Here is a 20,071-nt window from a genome sequence, read left to right on the forward strand (position 1 = left end):
AGAGGAGTTGACGAAGTCGTCCGTCGAATGTGTTCGACTCTTCGAGCACCTTGACGCCCCTCCGTCGCTTCTGCATTGTGGGAGCGCTCCCACTGGTTCAGAGCTTGTGCCCATGCCTTCGCACGCCCCCTCCCGAGCCGCGAGGAGAACCACCCGCATGCCACCAGGACGATCACGCCGGCTGCTGACCCCACTGGTCGCGGCGCTGTCCCTGCCCCTGGGCCTGACCGCCGTCGACGGCACAGCCGCCCACGCGGCGGCGGTGCAGTGCAGCGTCGACCACAAGACCAACGACTGGGGTTCGGGCTTCATCGCCGAGCTCACCCTCACCAACCGCGCCACCACCCCGCTCGACGGCTGGACCCTGACCTACGCCTACAGTGGCGACCAGAAGCTCACCAACGGCTGGAACGGCGCCTGGTCCCAGTCGGGGAAGACGGTCACCGTCGCCCACGCGGACTGGAACAGGACGATCGCGGCCGGCGGAGCCGTCACGACCGGCGCCCAGTTCACGTACAGCGGCACCAACACCGCCCCGACCAGCTTCGCCGTCAACGGCACCCCCTGCACCGGCGCCCACCGGCCACCCGTCGCCGTGCTCACCAGCCCCGCCCCCGGGGCCGTCTTCACCGCGGGTGACCCGGTCCCGCTCGCCGCCACGGCGGCCGCCGCCGACCAGGCCACCGTCGACAAGGTCGAGTTCTACAGCGACACCACTCTGCTCGGCACGGACACCACCGCCCCCTTCAGCCTCGGCGCCACCGGCCTCGCCGCGGGCCCCCACTCGCTCTACGCCAAGGCGTACGACAGCCTCGGCGCGTCCGCCGAGTCGGCCCCGGTCGGGATCACCGTGGCCGCCGGACCCGCCCTCGTCGCCACCCCCGCCCAGTTCGGGGTACGCCAGGGCGCCACCGGCACCTTCGACCTGAAGCTCTCCACCCGGCCGTCGGCCGACGTCACCGTGAGCGTCGCCCGCACCTCGGGCAACAGCAACCTCACCGCCACCCCCGCCGGCCTCACCTTCACCCCGTCGAACTGGAACACCGCCCGGAAGGTGACCGTCGCCGCCGCGGCCACCGGCACCGGATCGGCCGTCTTCACCGCGACCGCCCCCGGCCACACCAAGGCCGAGGTCACCGTCGCCCAGCTGGCCGCCGACTCCACGTACGACGCCCGCTTCCTCGATCTCCACGGGAAGATCACCAACCCGGCGAACGGCTACTTCTCTCCCGAGGGCGTCCCGTACCACTCCGTCGAGACGCTCATCGTCGAGGCCCCCGACCACGGGCACGAGACGACCTCGGAGGCGTACAGCTATCTGATCTGGCTCCAGGCGATGTACGGGAAGATCACCGGCGACTGGACCGATTTCAACGGCGCGTGGGACACCATGGAGAAGTTCATGATCCCCACCCATGCCGACCAGCCCACGACCGGCGCCTACAACGCTTCCAAGCCCGCGACCTACGCACCCGAGCACGACCTGCCGTCGCAGTACCCTGCGCGGCTCGACTCCGGAGTCACCGCGGGCGCCGACCCGATCGCCGGCGAGCTGAAGACCGCCTACGGCACCGACGACATCTACGGCATGCACTGGCTCCAGGACGTCGACAACGTCTACGGCTACGGCAACGAGCCCGGGAAGTGCTCCGCCGGACCCACGGCGACCGGACCCTCGTACATCAACACCTTCCAGCGCGGCCCCCAGGAGTCCGTCTGGGAGACCGTCCCCCACCCCACCTGCGACACCTTCACGTTCGGCGGCAGGAACGGCTACCTCGACCTCTTCACGGGGGACGCCTCCTATGCCGAGCAGTGGAAGTTCACCAACGCCCCCGACGCCGACGCCCGAGCCGTCCAGGCCGCCTACTGGGCCGACATCTGGGCCAAGGAGCAGGGCAAGGGCGGACAGGTCGCCGCGACCGTCGCCAAGGCCGCGAAGATGGGCGACTACCTGCGGTACGCCATGTTCGACAAGTACTTCAAGAAGTCCGGCAACTGCATCGGGCCGACGGCCTGCCCGGCCGGCACCGGAAAGGACAGCGCCCACTATCTGATGTCCTGGTACTACGCCTGGGGCGGCGCCACCGACACCGGCGCGGGCTGGTCCTGGCGCATCGGCTCCAGCCACGCCCACGGCGGCTACCAGAACCCGCTCGCCGCCTACGCGCTCAGCGAGTACGCCCCGCTCAAGCCCAGGTCGGCGACGGGTGCGGCGGACTGGGCGACCAGCCTCGACCGGCAGCTGGAGTTCTACCGCTGGCTCCAGTCCGACGAGGGCGCCATCGCCGGCGGAGCGACCAACAGCTGGCAGGGCCGCTACGCACAGCCCCCGGCCGGCACGCCCACCTTCCACGGCCTCTTCTACGACGAGAAGCCCGTCTACCACGACCCGGCGTCCAATCAGTGGTTCGGCTTCCAGGCCTGGTCCATGGAGCGGGTCGCCGAGTACTACCGGCAGACCGGTGACGCGGCGGCCAGGACCGTGCTCGACAAGTGGGTCGGCTGGGCGCTGTCGAAGACCACGATCAACCCCGACGGCACCTACCGCATCCCCTCCACCCTCCAGTGGTCCGGAGCCCCCGACACCTGGAACGCCGCGAACCCGGGCGCCAACGCGGGCCTCCATGTCACCGTCGCCGACTACACCGACGACGTGGGCGTGGCGGCCGCCTACGCCAAGACCCTGACCTACTACGCCGCCAGGTCCGGCCACGCCGAGGCGAAGCGGGTGGCGAAGGCCCTCCTCGACGGCATGTGGACCCACCACCAGGACCCGCTGGGCATCGCCGTCCCGGAGACCCGCGCCGACTACAACCGGTTCGACGACCCCGTGTACGTGCCGAGCGGCTGGACCGGCACCATGCCGAACGCCGACCCGGTGAACTCCTCGTCCACCTTCGCCTCGATCCGCTCCTTCTACCAGGACGACCCGGCCTGGCCGAAGATCGAGGCCTATCTGGCGGGCGGCGCCGCGCCCGTCTTCACGTACCACCGGTTCTGGGCCCAGGCGGACATCGCCCTGGCCATGGGCGCGTACGCGGAGCTGCTCGAGTAGCAGCGCCCCGCGGGAGGCGGCTCCGCGTACGACGAGGCCGGGCGGGCCCGTGACGCGGGTCCGCCCGGCCCTCGGCCCTCTGCCGGCCCACACCGTCCGACCGTGGCGGGGATCCGTGGGGTTCAGAGGCGGGTGGGGGAGGGCCGCCAGTCCCCGAGGTACGTACTCCGGGTCGCCGACGCGGCTTCGTAAGGGGTGAGTTGGGGACGGTTCGCGGGATCGGTGATCGCCGCTCCCGGACCGGTGTTGCGGTACTCGGCGAAGCGCTGGGCCTGCCAGGGATGGGTGTCCCGCATGTTCGTGTACGGCGCCGCGGCGTCGATCCCGGGGCCGAGCACGCTGTCGCGGACGACGAGCGACGGCCGGGCCGTCGTGTCCGAGCTGGGCACCCAGGGGCGCGCCAGCTTGTAGTAGCCGTCGGGAGCCTCGCTGGTCACCCGGCAACGAGCCGCGAGGAACCCGTACGGGTTGGCGCCGGCGGTCGACGGGGCGAAGACGAAGCCGTGCGGGGCGCTCGCCAGGTCGGGACGCAGCAGCGTACGGAGGTGGCAGTACGCGAAGACCGCGCGCGCCCGACCGAAGACGAAGTCGACGTCACCCTCGACGTAGCAGTGGGAGAAGTACTGGCGGGCGACGGCGGGCAGGGACAGCGAGTCCGCGTACAGCGTGTCCTGATGGCCGAGGAACCGGCAGTGGAAGAACGCCGACCGGTCGCCCTGCACCTTGAGCGCGACCGCCTGCGTGCCGGGGTTCCCGGGCAGGTCGGAGCGCAGGAAGTCGTTGGCGAAGGTGATCCACCGCGCGGTGAAGCCCGCTGCCTGGACCGTCGTGGTGGCCGAACCGGACGTGCCGTGGGTGGTGCCGTCGGGGCGGGGCGTACCGGCGGCATTGTCGTACACCACGACGACATCGCGCGGATCCTCGCTCGCCCCGATCCAGGTCATCTCCGTGCGGGCGGCGCTGACGGAGACGGTCTCGCGGTACGTACCCGGGGCGACGACCAGCGTCCAGCCGGGCCCGTCGGCGGCGTCCACCGCGGCCTGGACCGTGATGTGGTCACCGAGGCCGTGGGGGTGGACGTACAGGGTGCGCGCGGTGAGCCGGCCGGCGGGCGATCCGTACCGCCCGAACGGGCGACGGGACCCTGCTGACGCCCTGGCCGGCGCAAGGCCGAGCGAGAGCGCCGCGCCGGCGCCCGCCGTGAGCAGGACACGGCGACTGAGCGGAGGCATGACGAAGCTCCTTCGCGGGTGCTGGGGAAGGTGGGAAGCGAGAGGGAGAGGCCGGGGCGGCGTGGCCGGGCGGGTGGCCGAGGGGGCCGCCCCGGCCCCGGTCAGCGGAGTCTGCCCGCGCCCGCGCGGTGGTCGACCAGGCCCGGAACGGCCCGCGGGTTGTCGACGCGGCCGCGCAGCGTGGGCGTCCAGCCCGCGCCGTCACGCAGGATCTCGCCGGGGAATTCGGCGTTGTGCACGGCGAGGAGGTCGACCGGCCGGCCGTTGACGAGGTTGCCCACGGTCGTGACCGGGGCGTCCTTCCACTTCTTGAGGATCGTGCCCACGCCGACACCTGCCGGGACGGTGAACGCGTTCTTCTCGGCGACGAGCTGGGACTCCTGGCCGATGCCGAGGCTGTACGCGTAGCCCGTGGCCGGCACCACGAAGTGGTTGTTGTACGCGTCGACCTGGCCGAAGCGGACCCGCGGCGCCCGCTCGATCACGTTCCTGAAGAGGTTGTGGTGCAGCGTGACCCGCAGCTTGCCGCGGTCGGTGGCCCCCGCGCTGTCGCTGTTGCCGATCATCAGCGTCTTGTCGTGGTCCGCGAAGACGTTCCAGGAGGCGGTGACCAGGTCGGCGCCGCGCACGATGTCCAGTTCGCCGTCGTGCTGCTGGTACACCTCGCCGTAGTACCTCGGCAGTGAACTGTCCGGGTGGGCACCGTCGGTGAAGGTGTTGTGGTCGATCCAGACGTGCGTGGAGCCGTACACGACCATGCTGTCGTACTCGGAGTTCCAGGCGCCCGTTGCTCCGTCGGTGGGGTCCCACTGCGGGAAGCAGTCGAGCGGGCTTTCGACGGTCAGATTGCGGATCACGACGTTGTCGACGCCCTGGATCTGCATGCTCCCGCCGACGATTCCGGCGTTCCCCCCGACGCCGATGACAGTGGTGTTGGCGGGGACGTACGCCTTGATCGCCTCGCCCTGCGCCTTCGCGGAGGCCGCCCGCAGGTCCTCCTGCGGGCCGCTGACGACGGTGTCGAGGCCCCAGACGGCCGGGTCGTAGTCGGCGAGGTACCGCTGGAAGTCGTAGCCGGGGGCCTCGAACGCCGAGCAGCCCGCGGCCGTCGCGTTCAGCGTCCCCTTGACCTTGACGATCCTCGGCTCGGTGCCAGGGACGGCGAGGGCCGCCCGGAACTCCTCCCAGGTGGTGACGGTGAAGACCCGGGAGGCGACGGCCGCCGCGCCGCCGCTCGTCCCCGTGCCCTCCGAACCCCAGCCGTCCCCGGCGGGCAGCGTCCGGCGGGCCGGGTCGGAGGCGCCGTGGGCAGTCGCGGCCTGCGCGGTGGCCGGCCCCATCAGGCCGCCGGTGACGGCCAGGACGAGCGCGGTCGCTCCCGTCAGGCACAGGTGTCTGCGTCCACTCATGATCGGTTCTCCTCAGGATGGGGGTTCGCGTCGGGCCAGGTGATCCACCCGGCGGGGATCTCCGCGTCGAGACGGTGGGTGTCGCGCGGTGCGAGCACCCGTGTGCGCAGCAGCTCGGCCGCGACCAGCCGGGCCACGGCGATCGCACCGGGCGGGTTGAAGTGCGTGTTGTCCTGCTCGGCCGGCGTCCAGTTGAAGTACGTCTTGGTCGCCTCGGGGCCGAGCTTCTGCCACAGCGCCAGGGACAGCTCCTGGATGTCGAGCAGATCGACACCCTCCTCCTGGGCCACCGCCCTCATGGCCGCCGGGTACTCCCCGAGCGTCCGCAGGGCCGTGCCGTCGGTGTCGAACCTGCGCCGCTCGACGGACGTGGCGAGGACGGGCACCGCCCCGCGCTCCCGGGCCCCGGCGACGTACCGCCGCAGATTGTCCTGGTAGCTGCTCCAGGGCTCGGTGTAGCGGGTCGGGTCGGTGACCTTCTGGTCGTTGTGGGCGAACTGGATCAGCAGCAGGTCCCCGGGCCGTATCACCCGCAGGATCGCGCCGAGCCGGCCCTCGTCGAGGAAACTCTTCGTGCTGCGCCCGTTGACCGCGTGGTTGGCGACCGTGACGCCCTTGTGCAGGAAGAAGGGGAGCGCCATGCCCCACCCGGTCTCGGGCGCGGCGTCGGCGTACTTCTGGGCGGCGGTGGAGTCACCTGCGATGTGGAGCGCGCGCATGCGGGGGTGTCCTCGGGGAACGCGGAGGGAGGCCGCCGCGGCGGGTGCCGCGGCCAGGGCGAGCGCGAGGCCCGCCCCGGCCGCGAGCACCCGGCGGCGCGTGGGCGCGGACGTCACTTCTTCTGCGACTTCCATTCGGCCTGAGCCGTGTTGAGCTGCTCGGCCAGGCTGTCCAGGAACGCCTTGGCCGTGGACTTCCCGAGCAGCACCTTCTGGAAGGCGGGCTCGTTGTCGGCCTTGGAGATGGTGTTCCAGTCGGGCAGGTAGTACGGCAGCTGGACGATGGTCGCCTCGCCGCTGAAGAGCACCTCGGCGGCGAGCTTCGTCGGCTCCGCCTTCTGGATCCAGGGGTCCTCGGCCGCTTCGGTGTTGGCCGGGATGGCGCCGGCCGACTCGTTCCACTTGCTGTTGGACTCGTGCGAGGCCGCGAACTCGATGAACTTCCAGGCCGCCGCCTTGTTCTTGCTGGAGGAGAAGAGCCCGAGGCCGTCGACCGGGTTGGAGACCTGCACCCGGGTGCCGTCGTCCGTCGTCGGGTTGGGGATGCCGCGGAACTTCTCGGTGCCCAGCGCCTTCACATGGTCCTTGTAGGAGCCCAGGTTGTGGTTGAGCATGCCGATCTCGCCGCTGTCCCACTGGGCGACCATCTTGGTGAAGTCGTTGTTGACGTCGGCCGCCGGGGTGTTCTTCTTGAACAGGGCCGCGTACTTCTCCAGGGCCGCGACGTTCTTCGGGTCGTTGACGGTCGTCCTGTCGCCGTCCCAGAAGGTCTTGATGCCGCTCTGGCCGTACATCGCGTCGAGCGCCTGGGCGATCGACCCGGCGCCGCCGCGGATGGTGTAGCCGAACTTGTTCTTGTCCTTCGCGGTCAGTTTGTCGGCCGCCGCGTAGAACTTCGACCAGGTGGTGGGCTCCTCCAGACCGGCCGCCCGGAAGAGGTCGGTGCGGTAGTAGAGCACGCCGTTGCTCGCGGAGGTGGGGACGGTGTAGAGCTTGTCCTGTCCGCCCGCCGACTTGACGCTGTCGACCATGCCGGCGTTGAGCTTGCCCTTCAGGGCGCTCGACTCGACCCGCGCGTCGAGCGGCTCCAGGGCGTTCTGGGCGGCGATCCCGGCGAGCATGGCGGCGCCGACGCCGCCCACGTCCGGGAGGCCACCGCCCTGGATGGCGGTGTCGTACTTGGACTGCACCTCGGTCGAGGCGATGCCGACGTACGTCACCTTGATGTCGGGGTTGGCCTTCTCGAAGTCCTTGATGATCTCCTTCCAGACGTCGGTGCGGACACCGCCGTTGTTGTCCCAGAAGGTGATCTCTCCCTTGCCCGAACCCTCGTTGCCCTTGTCGCCGGCGGCGCCGCTGCCGTCGTCGCCACAGGCGGTGACGGTCAGCGCGAGGACGGTGGTGAGGGCGAGGGCACCGGCGGCTCTGCGCCGCCCGTTGCGGAAGATGGTCATCGTCGGCTCTCTTCTCTCGGGGGAATGTCGTTCGGGGGAAAGCTGTTCGGCGCGATGCCGTTCGGGGCGATGCGGAACCTGGTGAAGACGGCCGTACCGGCGGGGCCCGTGCCCGGCGGAGCGGCGGCTAAGAGTCCGACCAGGGCGCCCACCCACCGCCAGGGAGTGGCCGCGAAGACCTGGCCGGAGCCGGTGAGCCCGTTCCCCGTGTCGTACGAGAACCGGCAACGGGCACCCTCGCCGATCTCGACCCTGAGCCGGGCCCGGCCGTCCGGGGCGGGCCGCGCGAACGCCGCCTCCCGCTCCCGCTCGGCCGAGACCGGCGCGAACCGGTGCACCAGCCGGACCGTTCCGTCGGCCTCGCGCCGGAGCCCGATCCAGCTGTACGCGTCGCCCAGGACCGTGAGCCCGGCGCGGGCGCCCGGCTCCTCGCTGTCCAGACGCAGGTCGACCTCGACCGAGCAGGTCCGGGCGGGCAGTCGCTGGGTGAGGATGTGCGGCAGTCGGCGCAGATCCTCCATCTCCTCCGTGCGGCCGCAGTTCAGCCACAGACCGTCGGCGGAGTGCCGGGTCGTCCAGCCCTCCCTCGGGTTGGCCGTCCACTGCCACTGCCGTCCGTAGCGGCCGCCCGGGAAGTCGTCGTCCGTGGCCGGCGCCGAGAGCGGCTGCCGCGGCAGCGCGGGCTTCCGGTGGACGAGGACCGGAGAGCCCGCGTCGCCGAGGACCGGCCAGCCGTCGTCGCCCCAGCGCATCGGCTGGAGATGGACCACCCGGCCGTACGCCCCCCGCTCCTGGAAGTGCAGGAACCAGTCCTCTCCGCGCTGCGTACGGACCCAGCCGCCCTGGTGCGGGCCGTTGACGTCCGTACCGCCCTGCTCCAGGACCACCCGTTCCTCGTACGGGCCGAAGAACCCACGGGAGCGGAAGGCGCCCTGCCAGCCGGTGGCCACACCCCCGGCGGGGGCGAGGATCCAGAACCAGCCGTCGTGCCGGTACACCTTGGGGCCTTCGAGCGTGAACCAGCCCGGGACACGGTCGGCGTCGACGATCGTCCTCCCGCCGTCGAGGAGTTCGGTGCCGTCGGCGCTCATCCGGTGGCCGGTGAGCCGGTTGCTGACGCCCGAGCGGGACTTCGCCCAGGCGTGCACGAGATACGCCTCGCCGGTCTCCTCGTCCCACAGCGGACAGGGGTCGATCAGGCCTCGGCCCGACTTCACCAGGTGCGGCGTGCTCCATCCCTCCCGTACGGAGGGAGAGTTGATCTGCCAGATCCCGTGGTCGGGATCGCCCCAGAAGATCCAGAACCGGCCGTCGTGGTGGCGGAGGGACGGCGCCCACACGCCCCGGTCGTGCTGGGGCGCGGCGAAGGAGGCTTCCGGGGCCAGCCGCTCCAGGGCATGGCCGACGAGCGTCCAGTTGACCAGATCGCGGGAGTGCAGGATCGGCAGGCCGGGCGCCCGGCCGAAGCTGGAGGCGGTCAGGTAGTAGTCCTCGCCGACCCGCACGACGTCCGGATCGGACCAGTCGGCGGCCAGGACGGGATTGCGGTACGTCCCGTCCCCGAGGTCCCCGGTGGGTACGTCCTCGTTCACACCGTCACCGCCTTGCGCACCAGGGCCGCCGCGCCGTCGCGGTCGAGGCGCCCGTCGGCGACGACGGTGACCACGCGGCGCACCACCGTCCCGCCGGCGGCGAGGACCAGGCGCTCCTCGGAGGCGAGGGAGGAACCGACTCCGGGGTACTCGGCGGCGCGCACGAACCACGGGTCGCGGCGGGTCTCCTCGGTGGCCCCGGCGAAGACCAGGGTCCAGTTCCGGCCCGCGAGAGCGACCCAGTCGGCGCGGGCGCCGTGCACGGCCCGTTCGCCCTCCGCGTCCGCCCCGAAGACATCCGGTGCGGCGCCCTCCAGGGGAGCCCTCCAGAAGAATCCGCCGTAGGCGGCACCGGGCCGGCCGTTCGTGGCCGGGCTGCCGAAGGACAGCTCCTCGCCCGAGGCGTTCGTCAGCGAGAAGGTGAGATCCAGCGCCCACGCCGTGTCGTCGAGCGGGATGGCGCAGACCGTCCGGTGCTCACGGAGCAGGACGCGCTCCCCGCCGACCCAGCTCAGCTCCTCCACGAAGCCGTCAGGGTTCCGGAGCTCGAACCCGTCGTGCCGCTGTACGCCGTGGTTGTCGAGGACGGTCGGTCCCTGGCCGCGGACGAAGGTACGCCCGCCCCAGAAGTTGAACCCCGCGACGTCGGGGACGGCGACCCCGGCACCCAGGTGGTGCGGATGGTCCGCGGGCAGCCGCTCGGTGACCGTGACGCCGCCGAGTGTCGAGACGGGGTGCAGATGGGGCCGCGGCGCGTGGCCGGCGGCCAGTTCGGGCCGCAGGACGTAGCGGGCGACCGGGCGGCCCGCGCAGCGCAGGACCGTCGGGGCGTTCATCGGCATACCGCCTTCCGGGTCAGCGGCGCCCAGGGGGCTGCGAGTTCGGAGTAGAGGCTGAGGGTGTCGGCGCTCGCTGCGACCAGACCGGCGATGCCGTGCACCACGCGGCGCGGCGCGCCCCCGCCGGACTCCGAGCGCCAGGCGTCCGCCGGGAGCTCCAGCGGGTCGGGAGCGAGCCGGACCGCCTCGACGACCCGCATGAACGCGCCGGTCTCCTCGGGCGGTACGAGCAGTTCGGTGCCGTCGGTGAGATGGGCGACCAGGTTCTCCAGCAGGTCGGTCCGCCCGTGGACGGACTCCTCGGGTCCGTGCCCGGCCCGCTGGAGGAGCACCCGGTCCTGCTTGTACCAGAAGGTGATCCGGCCCCGGGTCCCGTGCACCACGACGTACGGCTCCGAGGGCGTCTCGGCGCAGAGCGTCGCGGCCACGCTCACCCTGGTCCCACGGGCGGTGAGAATCCGTACGCACGAGGTGTCGTCGGACTCGATGGCGTACGCCCGCAGCAGCTCCGTCTCGATGAACTCGACGTCCTCCACGCGCGTGCTGCCGTCCAGCGCGAGCGCCGTCGCCACCGCGTGCGCCAGCGGATTGGTCAGGGCTCCGTCGACCACGTCGACACCGTCGATCCGCCGCCGCCCGGCCCAGGGAGCGCGCCGGAAGTACGCCTCGTCGCGGACCCAGGCCCCGGCCCCGCCGACGCCGAGGAGTTCGCCGATGGCGCCCTCCCCGATCAGCCGCCGGATCATGGGTACGGCATGGGAGCCGAGCGACTGGAAGCCGATCTGGCAGGCCACCCCGGCCGCGGCGACCCCGTCGGCCATCCGGCGGAACTCGGCGTACGACGGAGCCGGGGGCTTCTCCAGGAGCAGATGCGCCCCATGGCGGGCGGCGACCAGGGCCAGGTCGGTGTGGGTCTGGATCGGGGTGCAGACGACCGCGATCCGGGCGCCCGTCGAGGCCAGCAGCGCGCCGAAGTCGTCGGACTGCTCGGGCGAACCGAAGCCGTCCAGCTCCTCGGCGTCCAGCGACCGCAGCTCGCAGACGCCGGCGAGCCGTACCAGGCCGAGGCGTTCGAGCCGGCGGATGTTGACCAGATGGGAGCGGCCGTGGCCCCGGGCGCCGGCCAGGACGACCGGGAGGGGTTCGCGGACGGTGGTCGAGGTGGTCATCCCTTCACCGCCCCCGCGCTGAAGCCGGTGACCAGCCACTTCTGGATGAAGGCGAACACGATCACCACGGGCAGAGCCGCGATCACACCGCCCGCGGCGAGCGCGCCGAGGTCCACACTGTCCGCGCCCATCAGCGTGTTGAGGCCGACCGGGATCGTCTGCTTCTCCTGGCTGCTGAGGAACATCAGCGCGAACAGGAAGTGGTTCCAGGAGTGGACGAAGGCGAACGAGCCGACCGCCACCAGACCCGGGCGGAGCAACGGCAGCACCACGATCCGGAAGGCGCTGAACCGGCTGCACCCGTCGACCCAGGCCGCCTCCTCCAGGGAGTACGGCACGTTCCTGATGAAGCCGCTGATCAGGATCATCGAGAGCGGCAGCTGGAAGACGGTCTCCGCGAGGATGACGCTGCCCAGCGAGTTGATCATGTTCAGGTTGGCGAAGATCTGGAACAGCGGGACGAGCAGCAGCGCGCCGGGCACGAACTGGGAGCAGAGCAGGGCCAGCATGAAGCCCTTCTTGATCCGGAAGTCGAACCGGGCCAGCGCATAGCCGCCGGCGAGCGCGACGACCGTGGTCATCACCAGCGTCGCCAGCCCGATGAGGAGACTGTTCTGGAAGAACGTGGCGAAGCTGCGCTCGTTCCACACCTTCTCGAAGTGCGTGGTGGTCATGGGCCACGGCAGGAGCGAGGTGGAGCCCGCCGGGCGGACCGCGAAGAGCAGGATCCAGTAGAACGGGATGAGGGTGAAGAGCAGATAGATGCCGAGCGGCACGTAGATCTGCCAGCGCGGGGCCTCGTCCCAGGCGCGCCGCCGCTTGCGGCACAGGATCGGAGGCGTACGGGTCGGGGGTGCGGCGGCCGTCGTGCCGGCCTCGATGTCCGGCGCCGCCGGTGCCGTGGAGGGTGCGTCCTGGGCAATCACTTGCTCTCGCCTCCGAACTTGCTCAGGCGCAGATAGACCATCGAGCAGAAGAGAAGGATCACGAACGCCACCGTCGTCAGGGCGGAGGCGTAACCGAAGTTGTGGGCGTCGACGCTGGTGTTGGCGATGTAGAGGGGGAGCGTGGTCGTCTCGCCCGCGGGACCGCCGCCCGTCAGGGTGTAGAGGAGGTCGACGTTGTTGAACTCCCACACGGCGCGCAGCAGCGTGGAGAGGATGATCGCGTCCTTCAGGTGCGGCAGCGTGATGTGCATGAACTGCCGGATCCGGCCCGCCCCGTCGACCTCGGCCGCCTCGTACAGATCCTTCGGAACGGACTGGAGGTCGGCGAGGATGAGGATCGCGAAGAACGGCACCCCGCGCCACAGATCGGCGACGACGACCGCGGAGAAGACCGTGGAGGTGTCGGAGAGCCAGGACGTCCCGTACTCGCCGATGCCCATGTCCGCGAGATAACGGGTGATGCCCGTCTGCGAGTTGTAGAGCAGCACCCAGATCGCTGAGGTCAGCACCCCGGACACGGCCCAGGGGGAGAAGACCAGCGCCCGGCCGAGCGCCCGGCCGACGAAGGTCTGGTTGACGATCAGGGCGAGCGCGAGTCCGAAGAGGAGCTGCAGCGTCACCTCGACGGCGACCCACTTCAGGCTGAAGCTCAGCGTGCCCCAGAAGTGCGGGTCCTCGGTGAAGATCCGGGTGAAGTTGTCGAAGCCGGCGAAACCGTTCCGCCAGGGCTTCGTCGGGTTGTAGTGCTGCAGGCTGTAGTAGAAGACGCTGAGCACGGGATAGGCGATGAAGCCCAGCATCAGCAGCGCCGCCGGGGCGATCAGCAGATACGGCAGGCGCCGTGGCGTCGCTCCCGTACGGCGACGGGGGCGAGCGGGTGCCGGGGGTGTTTTCGCGGGTGCCTTGGGCGGTGGGGTCACGGCTGTGGCCATGACGGCGGCTCCGTTCTCGGGCGCGAAGCGCTTCGCAGACGGTGTTCGGGATACCGAACAAGTGGAACTGGGGTGGACCGGCCCGGGCGTCAGCCCGCGTAGGGATCCGGAGTCGTTCCCGGCCTCGCCAGGAACTCGAAGTCGCAACCGGTGTCGGCCTGGGAGATCTGCTCGGAGTACAGCGCGCCGTAGCCGCGCTCGTAACGCTTCGGCGGGGGAGCCCACGCGGCCCGCCGGCGCTCCCACTCCTCCTCGTCGACATCCGCGTGGAGCGTGCGCGCCTCGACGTCCAGGGTGATGAGGTCGCCGGTGCGGACGAGGGCGAGCGGCCCGCCGACGTACGACTCCGGTGCCACGTGCAGCACACAGGCGCCGTAGCTCGTACCGCTCATCCGGGCGTCGGAGATCCGGACCATGTCCCGCACTCCCTGCTCCAGGAGATGGCGGGGGATCGGCAGCATGCCGTACTCCGGCATGCCCGGACCGCCCTTGGGCCCGGAGTTGCGCAGGACCAGGACGTGGTCGCGCGTGATCCCGAGCTCCGGATCGTCGATGGTCCGCTGCATGGTGCGGTAGTCGTCGAACACCACGGCCGGACCGGTGTGCTTGAGCAGCTCCGGCTCGGCGGCGATGTGCTTGATCACCGCACCGTCCGGACACAGATTGCCGCGCAGCACCGCGACCCCGCCCTCGTCCGCGAGCGGACGCACCCGCTCCCTGATGACCTCGTCGTTGTGCACGAGCGCGCCGTCGAGCTGCTCCCGCAAGGTCGCGTGGGCTACCGTCGGGCGATCGAGGTGGAGCACGTCCGTGAGCCGCGAGAGGAAGCCCGGCATGCCACCGGCGAAGTGGAAGTCCTCCATCAGGTACTGGCCGCCGGGGCGGAGATTGGCGAGCACCGGCACTGTCCGCGCGATCCGGTCGAAGTCGTCCAGCGTCAGCTTCACCCCTGACCGCCCGGCCATCGCGATCAGATGGATGACGGCGTTCGTCGACCCGCCGAGCGCGAGGACGGCGGCGACCGCGTCCTCGTACGCCTCACGGGTGAGGATCCGCGAGAGCCGCAGGTCCTGCCGGACCAGCTCGACGATCCGCATCCCCGAGGCGGCCGCCATCCGGTCGTGACCCGAGTCCACGGCGGGGATGGACGAGGCGCCGGGCATCGTCACGCCCAGTGTCTCCGCCGCGGCGGTGAGGGTGGAGGCCGTGCCCATCGTCATGCAGTGGCCGGGGGAGCGGGCGAGCCCGTTCTCCAGCTCGGCCATCTCGTCGTCGCCGATCAGACCGGCCCGCCGGTCGTCCCAGTACTTCCACATGTCCGTACCGGAACCGAGGGTCTCGCCACGCCAGTGCCCCGGCAGCATCGGACCCGCGGGGACGAACACCGTGGGCAGGTCCACCGTGGCCGCACCCATCAGCAGCGCAGGCGTCGACTTGTCGCACCCGCCCATCAGCACGGCCCCGTCGACGGGGTAGGAGCGCAGCAGCTCTTCCGTCTCCATCGCCAGGAGATTGCGGTAGAGCATCGGCGTCGGCTTCTGGAACGTCTCCGAGAGCGTGGAGACGGGGAACTCCAGCGGGAAGCCACCGGCTTGCCACACACCGCGCTTCACCGCCTGCGCGCGGTCCCGCAGATGGACGTGACAGGGGTTGATGTCGGACCAGGTGTTGAGGATCGCGACGACCGGCTTGCCCAGGTGCTCCTCGGGCAGATAGCCGAGCTGCCGGGTGCGGGCCCGGTGGCTGAACGAGCGCAGTCCCTCGGTTCCGTACCAGCGATGACTGCGGAGCTCCTCGGGGCGGCGCCGGACCTGGGGGCCCGGGTCTTCGGGGGCACGAGCGGCATGGTCACGCGGCTCGTCGGGGTCCCGGTCTCGGGACTCGTGGGCGGCGCTCATGCCTGCCACCCGGCGGCTATCGCCGCGACCTCGGCCCGGTTCCGCTCGGGCAGTTCGCGGCTCGGCGGCCGGATGTCGCGACGGCAGAGGCCGAGCGCGGCCAGCGCCTCCTTGACGACGGTCACGTTGTCCGCGCTGCCGTTGGCGGCGCGGAGCTCCTCGAAGCGCCGGATCTGCTCCCACACCTTCATCGCCGCCGGGTAGTCGCCGGCCCGCAGGGCGGTGAGCATCTCCAGGGACACCGAGGGCGCGACATTGACCAGGCCCGAGGTGAAACCGGTGGCACCGCTCGCGAAGTACGAAGGGGCGTACGGCTCGGCCAGCCCGGCCACCCAGACGAAGCGGTCGAGACCGGCGTCGCGGGCGAAGCCGGCGAACCGCGAGGCGTCCGGGACCGCGTACTTCACCCCGATGACGTTCGGGCAGATTGCGCCGAGCTCCGCGAGCCGCTCGCCGCCGAGCGCCGCGTTACGGATGTACGGCACGATGCCGAGTTCCGGAACGGCTTCGGCGATCGCCCGGTGGTAGTCGACCCAGCCGCCCTCGGAGACGTACGGGTGGACCGGCTGGTGGACCATCAGCATGCCGGCTCCGGCCTCCCGGGCGTGCCGGGCGGCCGCGATCGCGGTCGGCACGTCGTGGCCGACACCGACCAGGACGGCGGTCCGTTCGCCCGCCTCCTCGATCGTCACCTCGGTGACCAGGTGACGCTCCCCGGGCGTGAGGGCGTAGAACTCACCGGTGTTGCCGTTCGGCGTGAGGGTACGGATGCCGGCGTCGATCATGCGGCGCAGGAGCGCGCGGTGGGCGGTGGTGTCCACCGAGCCGTCCTCGGCGAACGGGGTCACCGGGATCGCCACCACGTCGGCGAGCGCGGCCTTCTCGGTCTCGAAGTTCCTGGTCACTCGGTCACTCACCGTCTTCGGGGAAGGCGCGCTCGACGAACGAGGCGATGTGGTCGTGCACGGCGAGCCCGGCTCCGGCGGAATCGCCGGCCACCGCGAGCCGCAGGATCTCCTCGTGCTCGGCCGCCTCGCGCTCCCAGGAAGGCGTCGCGGCCCATGCCACGGTGGAGACCAGGGCGGCCTGGTCGCGGACCTCGTCCAGCATCCGGCCGAGCAGCGGGTTGCCGCAGGGCAGGTAGAGGGCGCGGTGGAAGTCCCGGTTGGCCAGGGAGCGTTCGGCCGGATCCTCGGCGGTCTCGGCCCGTCGGAGGGCGTCCCGTGCCTCGTCGAGGGGCGAACCGGCGTCGACGGTGCGGCGCACCGCCTCCGGCTCCAGCAGGAGCCGTACGTCGTAGACCGCGCGGGCCATGTCGGCGTCCACCATCCGTACCGTCGCGCCCTTGTACTGGCTCATCACCACGAGACCGCTGCCGGCCAGGGTCTTGAGGGCCTCGCGCACCGGGGTCTTCGACACCCCGAAACGGGCGGCGAGTTCGGTCTCCACCAGCGCCTGGCCGGGACTCAGGCCGCCGGTCAGGATGTCGTGTTTGATCGCCTCCAGGACGTATTGGGTGCGGGAGGGGATGGGACTGGGGGCGAAGGTCATGAGGCACTCTCAGATCTTGTGTATCGCGTCTCATATATGACGTACGAAGTGCAACGCCGACGAAGCTAGGGGGGTGTTGATGTTTCGTCAATGCTTCGCGCAGGATTCTTGGAAAGCGCTTGCTGCCTTCTCTCGTCGAGGTCGGCCTGGGGTTCGGTGTCCGGTCGGGCTGGGGCCTGGGGCTGGGGTCGGGCCGGGGCTTGGGGGCCGCAGGTCGGCGGAGTACGGCGACGGGCGCCCGGTCCGTGGCCCGGGCGCCCGTCGTGGTCGTGAGGTGGGGGGTGACGCGGTCAGCGGACCGCCAGCAGATGTTCCAGCGCCAGCTGGTCCAGGCGCTCGAACGCCATGGACCGCTCGGCGGCCGCCGTCACGTCGAAGTCCTCGAACGCGCCGCAGTCCGCGAGCAGGCCGGCGAGACCGTCGGAGGCCGTGGGGACGGCGAGTTCGGGCAGCCGGGATGCGGCCAGGGCCTCCTGGACCTCGGGGTCGGCCCGGAAGGCGGCCGCGCGCTCCTTCAGGATCAGGTAGTTGCGCATACAGTTCTTCGCGGACTCCCACACCCCGTCGAAGCCGTCCGTGCGGACCGGCTTGAAGTCGAAGTGCCGCGGCCCCTCGTACCCCGCCGTCTCCAGCAGGTCCACCAGCCAGAACGCCTGGCGCAGATCCCCCGCTCCGAAGCGGAAGTCCTGGTCGTACTTGATGCCCGACTGGCCGTTGAGATCGATGTGGAAGAGCTTGCCGGCCCACAGCGCCTGGGCGATGCCGTGCGGGAAGTTGAGCCCGGCCATCTGCTCGTGGCCCGTCTCCGGGTTCACCCCCACCAGTTCGGGGCGCTCCAGGCGCTCGATGAAGGCGAGCGCGTGGCCGATGGTGGGCAGCAGGATGTCGCCGCGCGGCTCGTTCGGCTTCGGCTCGATCGCGAAGCGCAGCTCGTAGCCCTGCTCGGTGACGTACTGGCCGAGCAGGTCGAAGGCCTCCTTCATCCGGTCGAGCGCCACCCGGACGTCCTTCGCCGCGCCCGACTCGGCGCCCTCGCGACCGCCCCAGGCGACATACGTCGTGGCGCCGAGCTCGACCGCGAGATCGATGTTGCGGATCGTCTTGCGCAGGGCGTAACGGCGCACGTCCCGGTCGTTGGCCGTGAAACCGCCGTCCTTGAAGACGGGGTGGGTGAAGAGGTTGGTCGTGGCCATCGGCACCTTCAGGCCGGTGCGTTCGAGCGCCGACCGGAAGCGCTTGACCACGGCCTCACGCTCCGCGTCCGAGGCGCCGAAGGGGATGAGGTCGTCGTCGTGGAAGGTGACGCCGTACGCCCCCAGTGCGGCGAGCCGCTCGACCGACTCGACGGGGTCGAGCACGGGGCGGGTGGCCTCGCCGAAGGGGTCGCGGCCCTGCCAGCCGACGGTCCACAGGCCGAAGGTGAACCGGTCCTCGGGCGTGGGGGAGAAGCGAGCGGGGGAGAAGCGTTCCGTCATGGTCTGTCCTTCTTCTTGCCGTTCTCGGGAGGAAAGAAGGGCGCGGCGAGGCCTGGCCCCCCTATTTGTTTTCTGAGATAACTAATACGCCACGGCGTGAGTCCGCGCCAGAGTGGACACGCCTCCGCGCCAGAGTGAGCACGCGGTTCGACGAAAGGTGAGGCCCATGGCGGCGACGCGTTCCGCGCCCCCGGTCGTGATCGGTGTGGACAGCTCCACCCAGTCCACCAAGGCGCTTGTCGTGGACCCGGACACCGGCGCCGTACGCGGAACCGGCCGGGCCGCGCACACGGTCACGGGGGAGGGCGGAGCCCGCGAGAGCGACCCCGAGCAGTGGTGGTCGGCACTGCGCGAGGCGGTCGCCGCGGCCCTCGCCGACGCCGGCACGCCCCCCTCCGCCGTGACGGGCATCGCCGTCGCGGGCCAGCAGCACGGCCTCGTCGTCCTCGATCCCGCGGGCCGTCCGCTGTACCCCGCCCTGCTCTGGAACGACACCCGATCCGCCCCGCAGGCCGTCGAACTCACCGCCGCGCTCGGCGGCCCGGACAGCTGGCTCGCCCGGACCGGGTCGGTGCCGGTCGCCTCGATGACCGCCGCCAAGTGGCAGTGGCTGCGCGCCCGCGAGCCCTCCGTCGCCGCCGCCACGGCTGCCGTCCGCCTGCCTCACGACTTCCTGACGGAGCGCCTCTCGGGAGTCGCAGCGACCGACCCCGGTGACGCCTCCGGCACCTGCTGGTACTCCACCGCGAGCTGTGCCTACGACCCCGAGATCCTCCGACTCCTCGGCCTCGACGAGACCCTGCTGCCGGCCGTCGCCCCGAGTGGCGCCACCCGCGTCGGCACCCTCACCCCGGCCGCCGCCCGCACTCTGGGACTTCCGGCCGGCGCCGCCGTCGCCGCCGGTACGGGGGACAACATGGCCGCGGCCGTCGGCCTGGGGCTCGGCGGCGCGGGGCTCCTGGACCATCCCGTCGTGAGCCTCGGCACCTCGGGGACCGTCTTCGCCGCCACCCGGACCCGGCCTGCCGCCCCCGGCCTGGCCGGATTCGCCGCGGCGGACGGCACATACCTCCCGCTCGGCTGCACCCTCAACTGCAGCCTCGCGGTGGACCGGTTCGCCGGGCTGCTCGGCCTCGACCGCGAGGACACCGCACGCGGCGACGGTGTCGTCGTCCTGCCGTACCTCGACGGCGAACGCACCCCGGACCTGCCGCACGCCACCGGCCTCGTCACCGGACTGCGCCACACCACCACACCCCGCGCGATCCTCGGCGCGGCCTACGAGGGCGCCGCGTTCACCGTGCTGCGCGCCCTTGACGACCTCCTAGGCGCCTGCGGCCTCGACCCCGCGGACGCGGCGGTACGGGGCCGTCCGCTGCGCCTGATCGGCGGCGGCGCCCAGGGGCACGCCTGGAGAGACACCATCCGTCGCCTCTCCGGCCGCCCCGTGGTCGTCCCCGCCGCGACCGAACTCGTCGCCCTCGGCGCGGCCGCGCTCGCGGCCTCCGCCGCGACCGGCGAGGACCCGGTCACGCTCGCCACCGCGTGGGGTACGGGAGAGGGCGAGATCCTGGAGCCGGTCGCCAGCGACGAGGAGACCTGGCACCGGATCGCCACGGTCCTGGACCGCGCGGCCCCGAGCCTTCTCACCTGACCTGTCCCGGGCTGCCTCCTCACCTGACCGGTCACGGGCTGCCCGGCCGGTGGGCGGACGCGTGGCCCGTGCCGGCCACGCGGGAGCCGGTCGATCCGGCCGCGCGGGAGCCGGTCGATCCAGCGGCGCGGGAGCCGGTCGA

General features: G+C 71.5%; 15 protein-coding genes. 2 read left to right on the forward strand and 13 right to left on the reverse strand.

Annotated features, from left to right (window positions below; all coding sequences use genetic code 11):
* Positions 1-157: 157 nt before the first annotated feature.
* Positions 158-3,058, forward strand: a complete 2,901-nt coding sequence (locus ACZ3OF_RS17805) for a glycoside hydrolase family 48 protein (RefSeq protein WP_361675783.1) — start codon at positions 158-160, stop codon at positions 3,056-3,058.
* 122 nt (positions 3,059-3,180) lie between these two features.
* On the opposite strand, the gene ACZ3OF_RS17810 is transcribed toward ACZ3OF_RS17805, so the two are convergent.
* The 13 genes from ACZ3OF_RS17810 to xylA all read right to left on the reverse strand — a co-directional run bounded on the left by ACZ3OF_RS17810 (position 3,181) and on the right by xylA (position 18,275).
* Complete coding sequence (locus ACZ3OF_RS17810; RefSeq protein ID WP_361675780.1) at positions 3,181-4,290, reverse strand: pectinesterase family protein; 1,110 nt, start codon at positions 4,288-4,290, stop codon at positions 3,181-3,183.
* A 101-nt stretch (positions 4,291-4,391) separates the two neighbouring features.
* Positions 4,392-5,699: a pectate lyase family protein gene (locus tag ACZ3OF_RS17815; RefSeq protein ID WP_467305450.1), complete on the reverse strand. Its 1,308-nt coding sequence runs from the start codon at positions 5,697-5,699 to the stop codon at positions 4,392-4,394.
* The gene (locus ACZ3OF_RS17820; protein ID WP_361675777.1) at positions 5,696-6,535 is read right to left on the reverse strand and encodes a rhamnogalacturonan acetylesterase; all 840 of its coding nucleotides are present in this window, start codon (positions 6,533-6,535) and stop codon (positions 5,696-5,698) included. Before ACZ3OF_RS17820 ends, ACZ3OF_RS17815 begins: the two co-directional genes overlap by 4 nt.
* Positions 6,532-7,872: an ABC transporter substrate-binding protein gene (locus ACZ3OF_RS17825; RefSeq protein ID WP_361675774.1), complete on the reverse strand. Its 1,341-nt coding sequence runs from the start codon at positions 7,870-7,872 to the stop codon at positions 6,532-6,534. The genes ACZ3OF_RS17820 and ACZ3OF_RS17825 overlap by 4 nt, the downstream gene beginning before the upstream one ends.
* Complete coding sequence (locus ACZ3OF_RS17830; protein WP_467305454.1) at positions 7,869-9,464, reverse strand: glycoside hydrolase family 43 protein; 1,596 nt, start codon at positions 9,462-9,464, stop codon at positions 7,869-7,871. Before ACZ3OF_RS17830 ends, ACZ3OF_RS17825 begins: the two co-directional genes overlap by 4 nt.
* The gene (locus ACZ3OF_RS17835; RefSeq protein WP_467305456.1) at positions 9,461-10,306 is read right to left on the reverse strand and encodes a DUF6807 domain-containing protein; all 846 of its coding nucleotides are present in this window, start codon (positions 10,304-10,306) and stop codon (positions 9,461-9,463) included. Before ACZ3OF_RS17835 ends, ACZ3OF_RS17830 begins: the two co-directional genes overlap by 4 nt.
* Positions 10,297-11,472, reverse strand: coding sequence for a Gfo/Idh/MocA family protein (locus ACZ3OF_RS17840; RefSeq protein WP_467305458.1), 1,176 nt, complete (start codon positions 11,470-11,472; stop codon positions 10,297-10,299). Before ACZ3OF_RS17840 ends, ACZ3OF_RS17835 begins: the two co-directional genes overlap by 10 nt.
* Positions 11,469-12,398 (reverse strand): carbohydrate ABC transporter permease, encoded by a 930-nt coding sequence (locus ACZ3OF_RS17845; RefSeq protein WP_467305460.1) that lies wholly within the window; start codon positions 12,396-12,398, stop codon positions 11,469-11,471. Before ACZ3OF_RS17845 ends, ACZ3OF_RS17840 begins: the two co-directional genes overlap by 4 nt.
* A complete protein-coding gene (locus ACZ3OF_RS17850; protein WP_361675762.1) occupies positions 12,395-13,351 on the reverse strand; it encodes a carbohydrate ABC transporter permease in 957 nt (318 codons plus the stop codon). Before ACZ3OF_RS17850 ends, ACZ3OF_RS17845 begins: the two co-directional genes overlap by 4 nt.
* 89 nt (positions 13,352-13,440) lie before the next feature.
* Positions 13,441-15,249 carry an L-arabinonate dehydratase gene (gene araD / locus ACZ3OF_RS17855; protein WP_361675760.1) on the reverse strand — a complete coding sequence of 603 codons (1,809 nt, stop codon included), beginning with the start codon at positions 15,247-15,249 and terminating at the stop codon, positions 13,441-13,443.
* Entirely contained in the window at positions 15,246-16,154 is a 909-nt protein-coding gene (locus tag ACZ3OF_RS17860; RefSeq protein WP_361675757.1) for a dihydrodipicolinate synthase family protein, read from the reverse strand. Before ACZ3OF_RS17860 ends, araD begins: the two co-directional genes overlap by 4 nt.
* Before the next feature lie 4 nt (positions 16,155-16,158).
* Positions 16,159-16,800, reverse strand: a complete 642-nt coding sequence (locus ACZ3OF_RS17865) for a GntR family transcriptional regulator (protein ID WP_361445792.1) — start codon at positions 16,798-16,800, stop codon at positions 16,159-16,161.
* 290 nt (positions 16,801-17,090) lie between these two features.
* Positions 17,091-18,275: a xylose isomerase gene (gene xylA / locus ACZ3OF_RS17870; protein ID WP_467305465.1), complete on the reverse strand. Its 1,185-nt coding sequence runs from the start codon at positions 18,273-18,275 to the stop codon at positions 17,091-17,093.
* 166 nt (positions 18,276-18,441) lie between these two features.
* On the opposite strand from xylA, the gene xylB reads away from it, so the two are divergent.
* Positions 18,442-19,929, forward strand: coding sequence for a xylulokinase (gene xylB, locus ACZ3OF_RS17875; RefSeq protein WP_361675751.1), 1,488 nt, complete (start codon positions 18,442-18,444; stop codon positions 19,927-19,929).
* Positions 19,930-20,071: the final 142 nt, after the last annotated feature.

It is taken from the genome of Streptomyces sp. NPDC022552 (assembly GCF_055561875.1).

Bases quoted from the DNA above. Each gene is read 5' to 3' on its own strand.
- ACZ3OF_RS17805 (WP_361675783.1), top strand. From the start codon at position 158: ATGCCACCAGGACGATCACGCCGGCTGCTGACCCCACTGGTCGCGGCG.
- ACZ3OF_RS17810 (WP_361675780.1), bottom strand. From the start codon at position 4,290: ATGCCTCCGCTCAGTCGCCGTGTCCTGCTCACGGCGGGCGCCGGCGCG.
- ACZ3OF_RS17815 (WP_467305450.1), bottom strand. From the start codon at position 5,699: ATGAGTGGACGCAGACACCTGTGCCTGACGGGAGCGACCGCGCTCGTC.
- ACZ3OF_RS17825 (WP_361675774.1), bottom strand. From the start codon at position 7,872: ATGACCATCTTCCGCAACGGGCGGCGCAGAGCCGCCGGTGCCCTCGCC.
- ACZ3OF_RS17835 (WP_467305456.1), bottom strand. From the start codon at position 10,306: ATGCCGATGAACGCCCCGACGGTCCTGCGCTGCGCGGGCCGCCCGGTC.
- ACZ3OF_RS17840 (WP_467305458.1), bottom strand. From the start codon at position 11,472: ATGACCACCTCGACCACCGTCCGCGAACCCCTCCCGGTCGTCCTGGCC.
- ACZ3OF_RS17850 (WP_361675762.1), bottom strand. From the start codon at position 13,351: ATGGCCACAGCCGTGACCCCACCGCCCAAGGCACCCGCGAAAACACCC.
- araD (WP_361675760.1), bottom strand. From the start codon at position 15,249: ATGAGCGCCGCCCACGAGTCCCGAGACCGGGACCCCGACGAGCCGCGT.
- ACZ3OF_RS17865 (WP_361445792.1), bottom strand. From the start codon at position 16,800: ATGACCTTCGCCCCCAGTCCCATCCCCTCCCGCACCCAATACGTCCTG.
- xylA (WP_467305465.1), bottom strand. From the start codon at position 18,275: ATGACGGAACGCTTCTCCCCCGCTCGCTTCTCCCCCACGCCCGAGGAC.
- xylB (WP_361675751.1), top strand. From the start codon at position 18,442: ATGGCGGCGACGCGTTCCGCGCCCCCGGTCGTGATCGGTGTGGACAGC.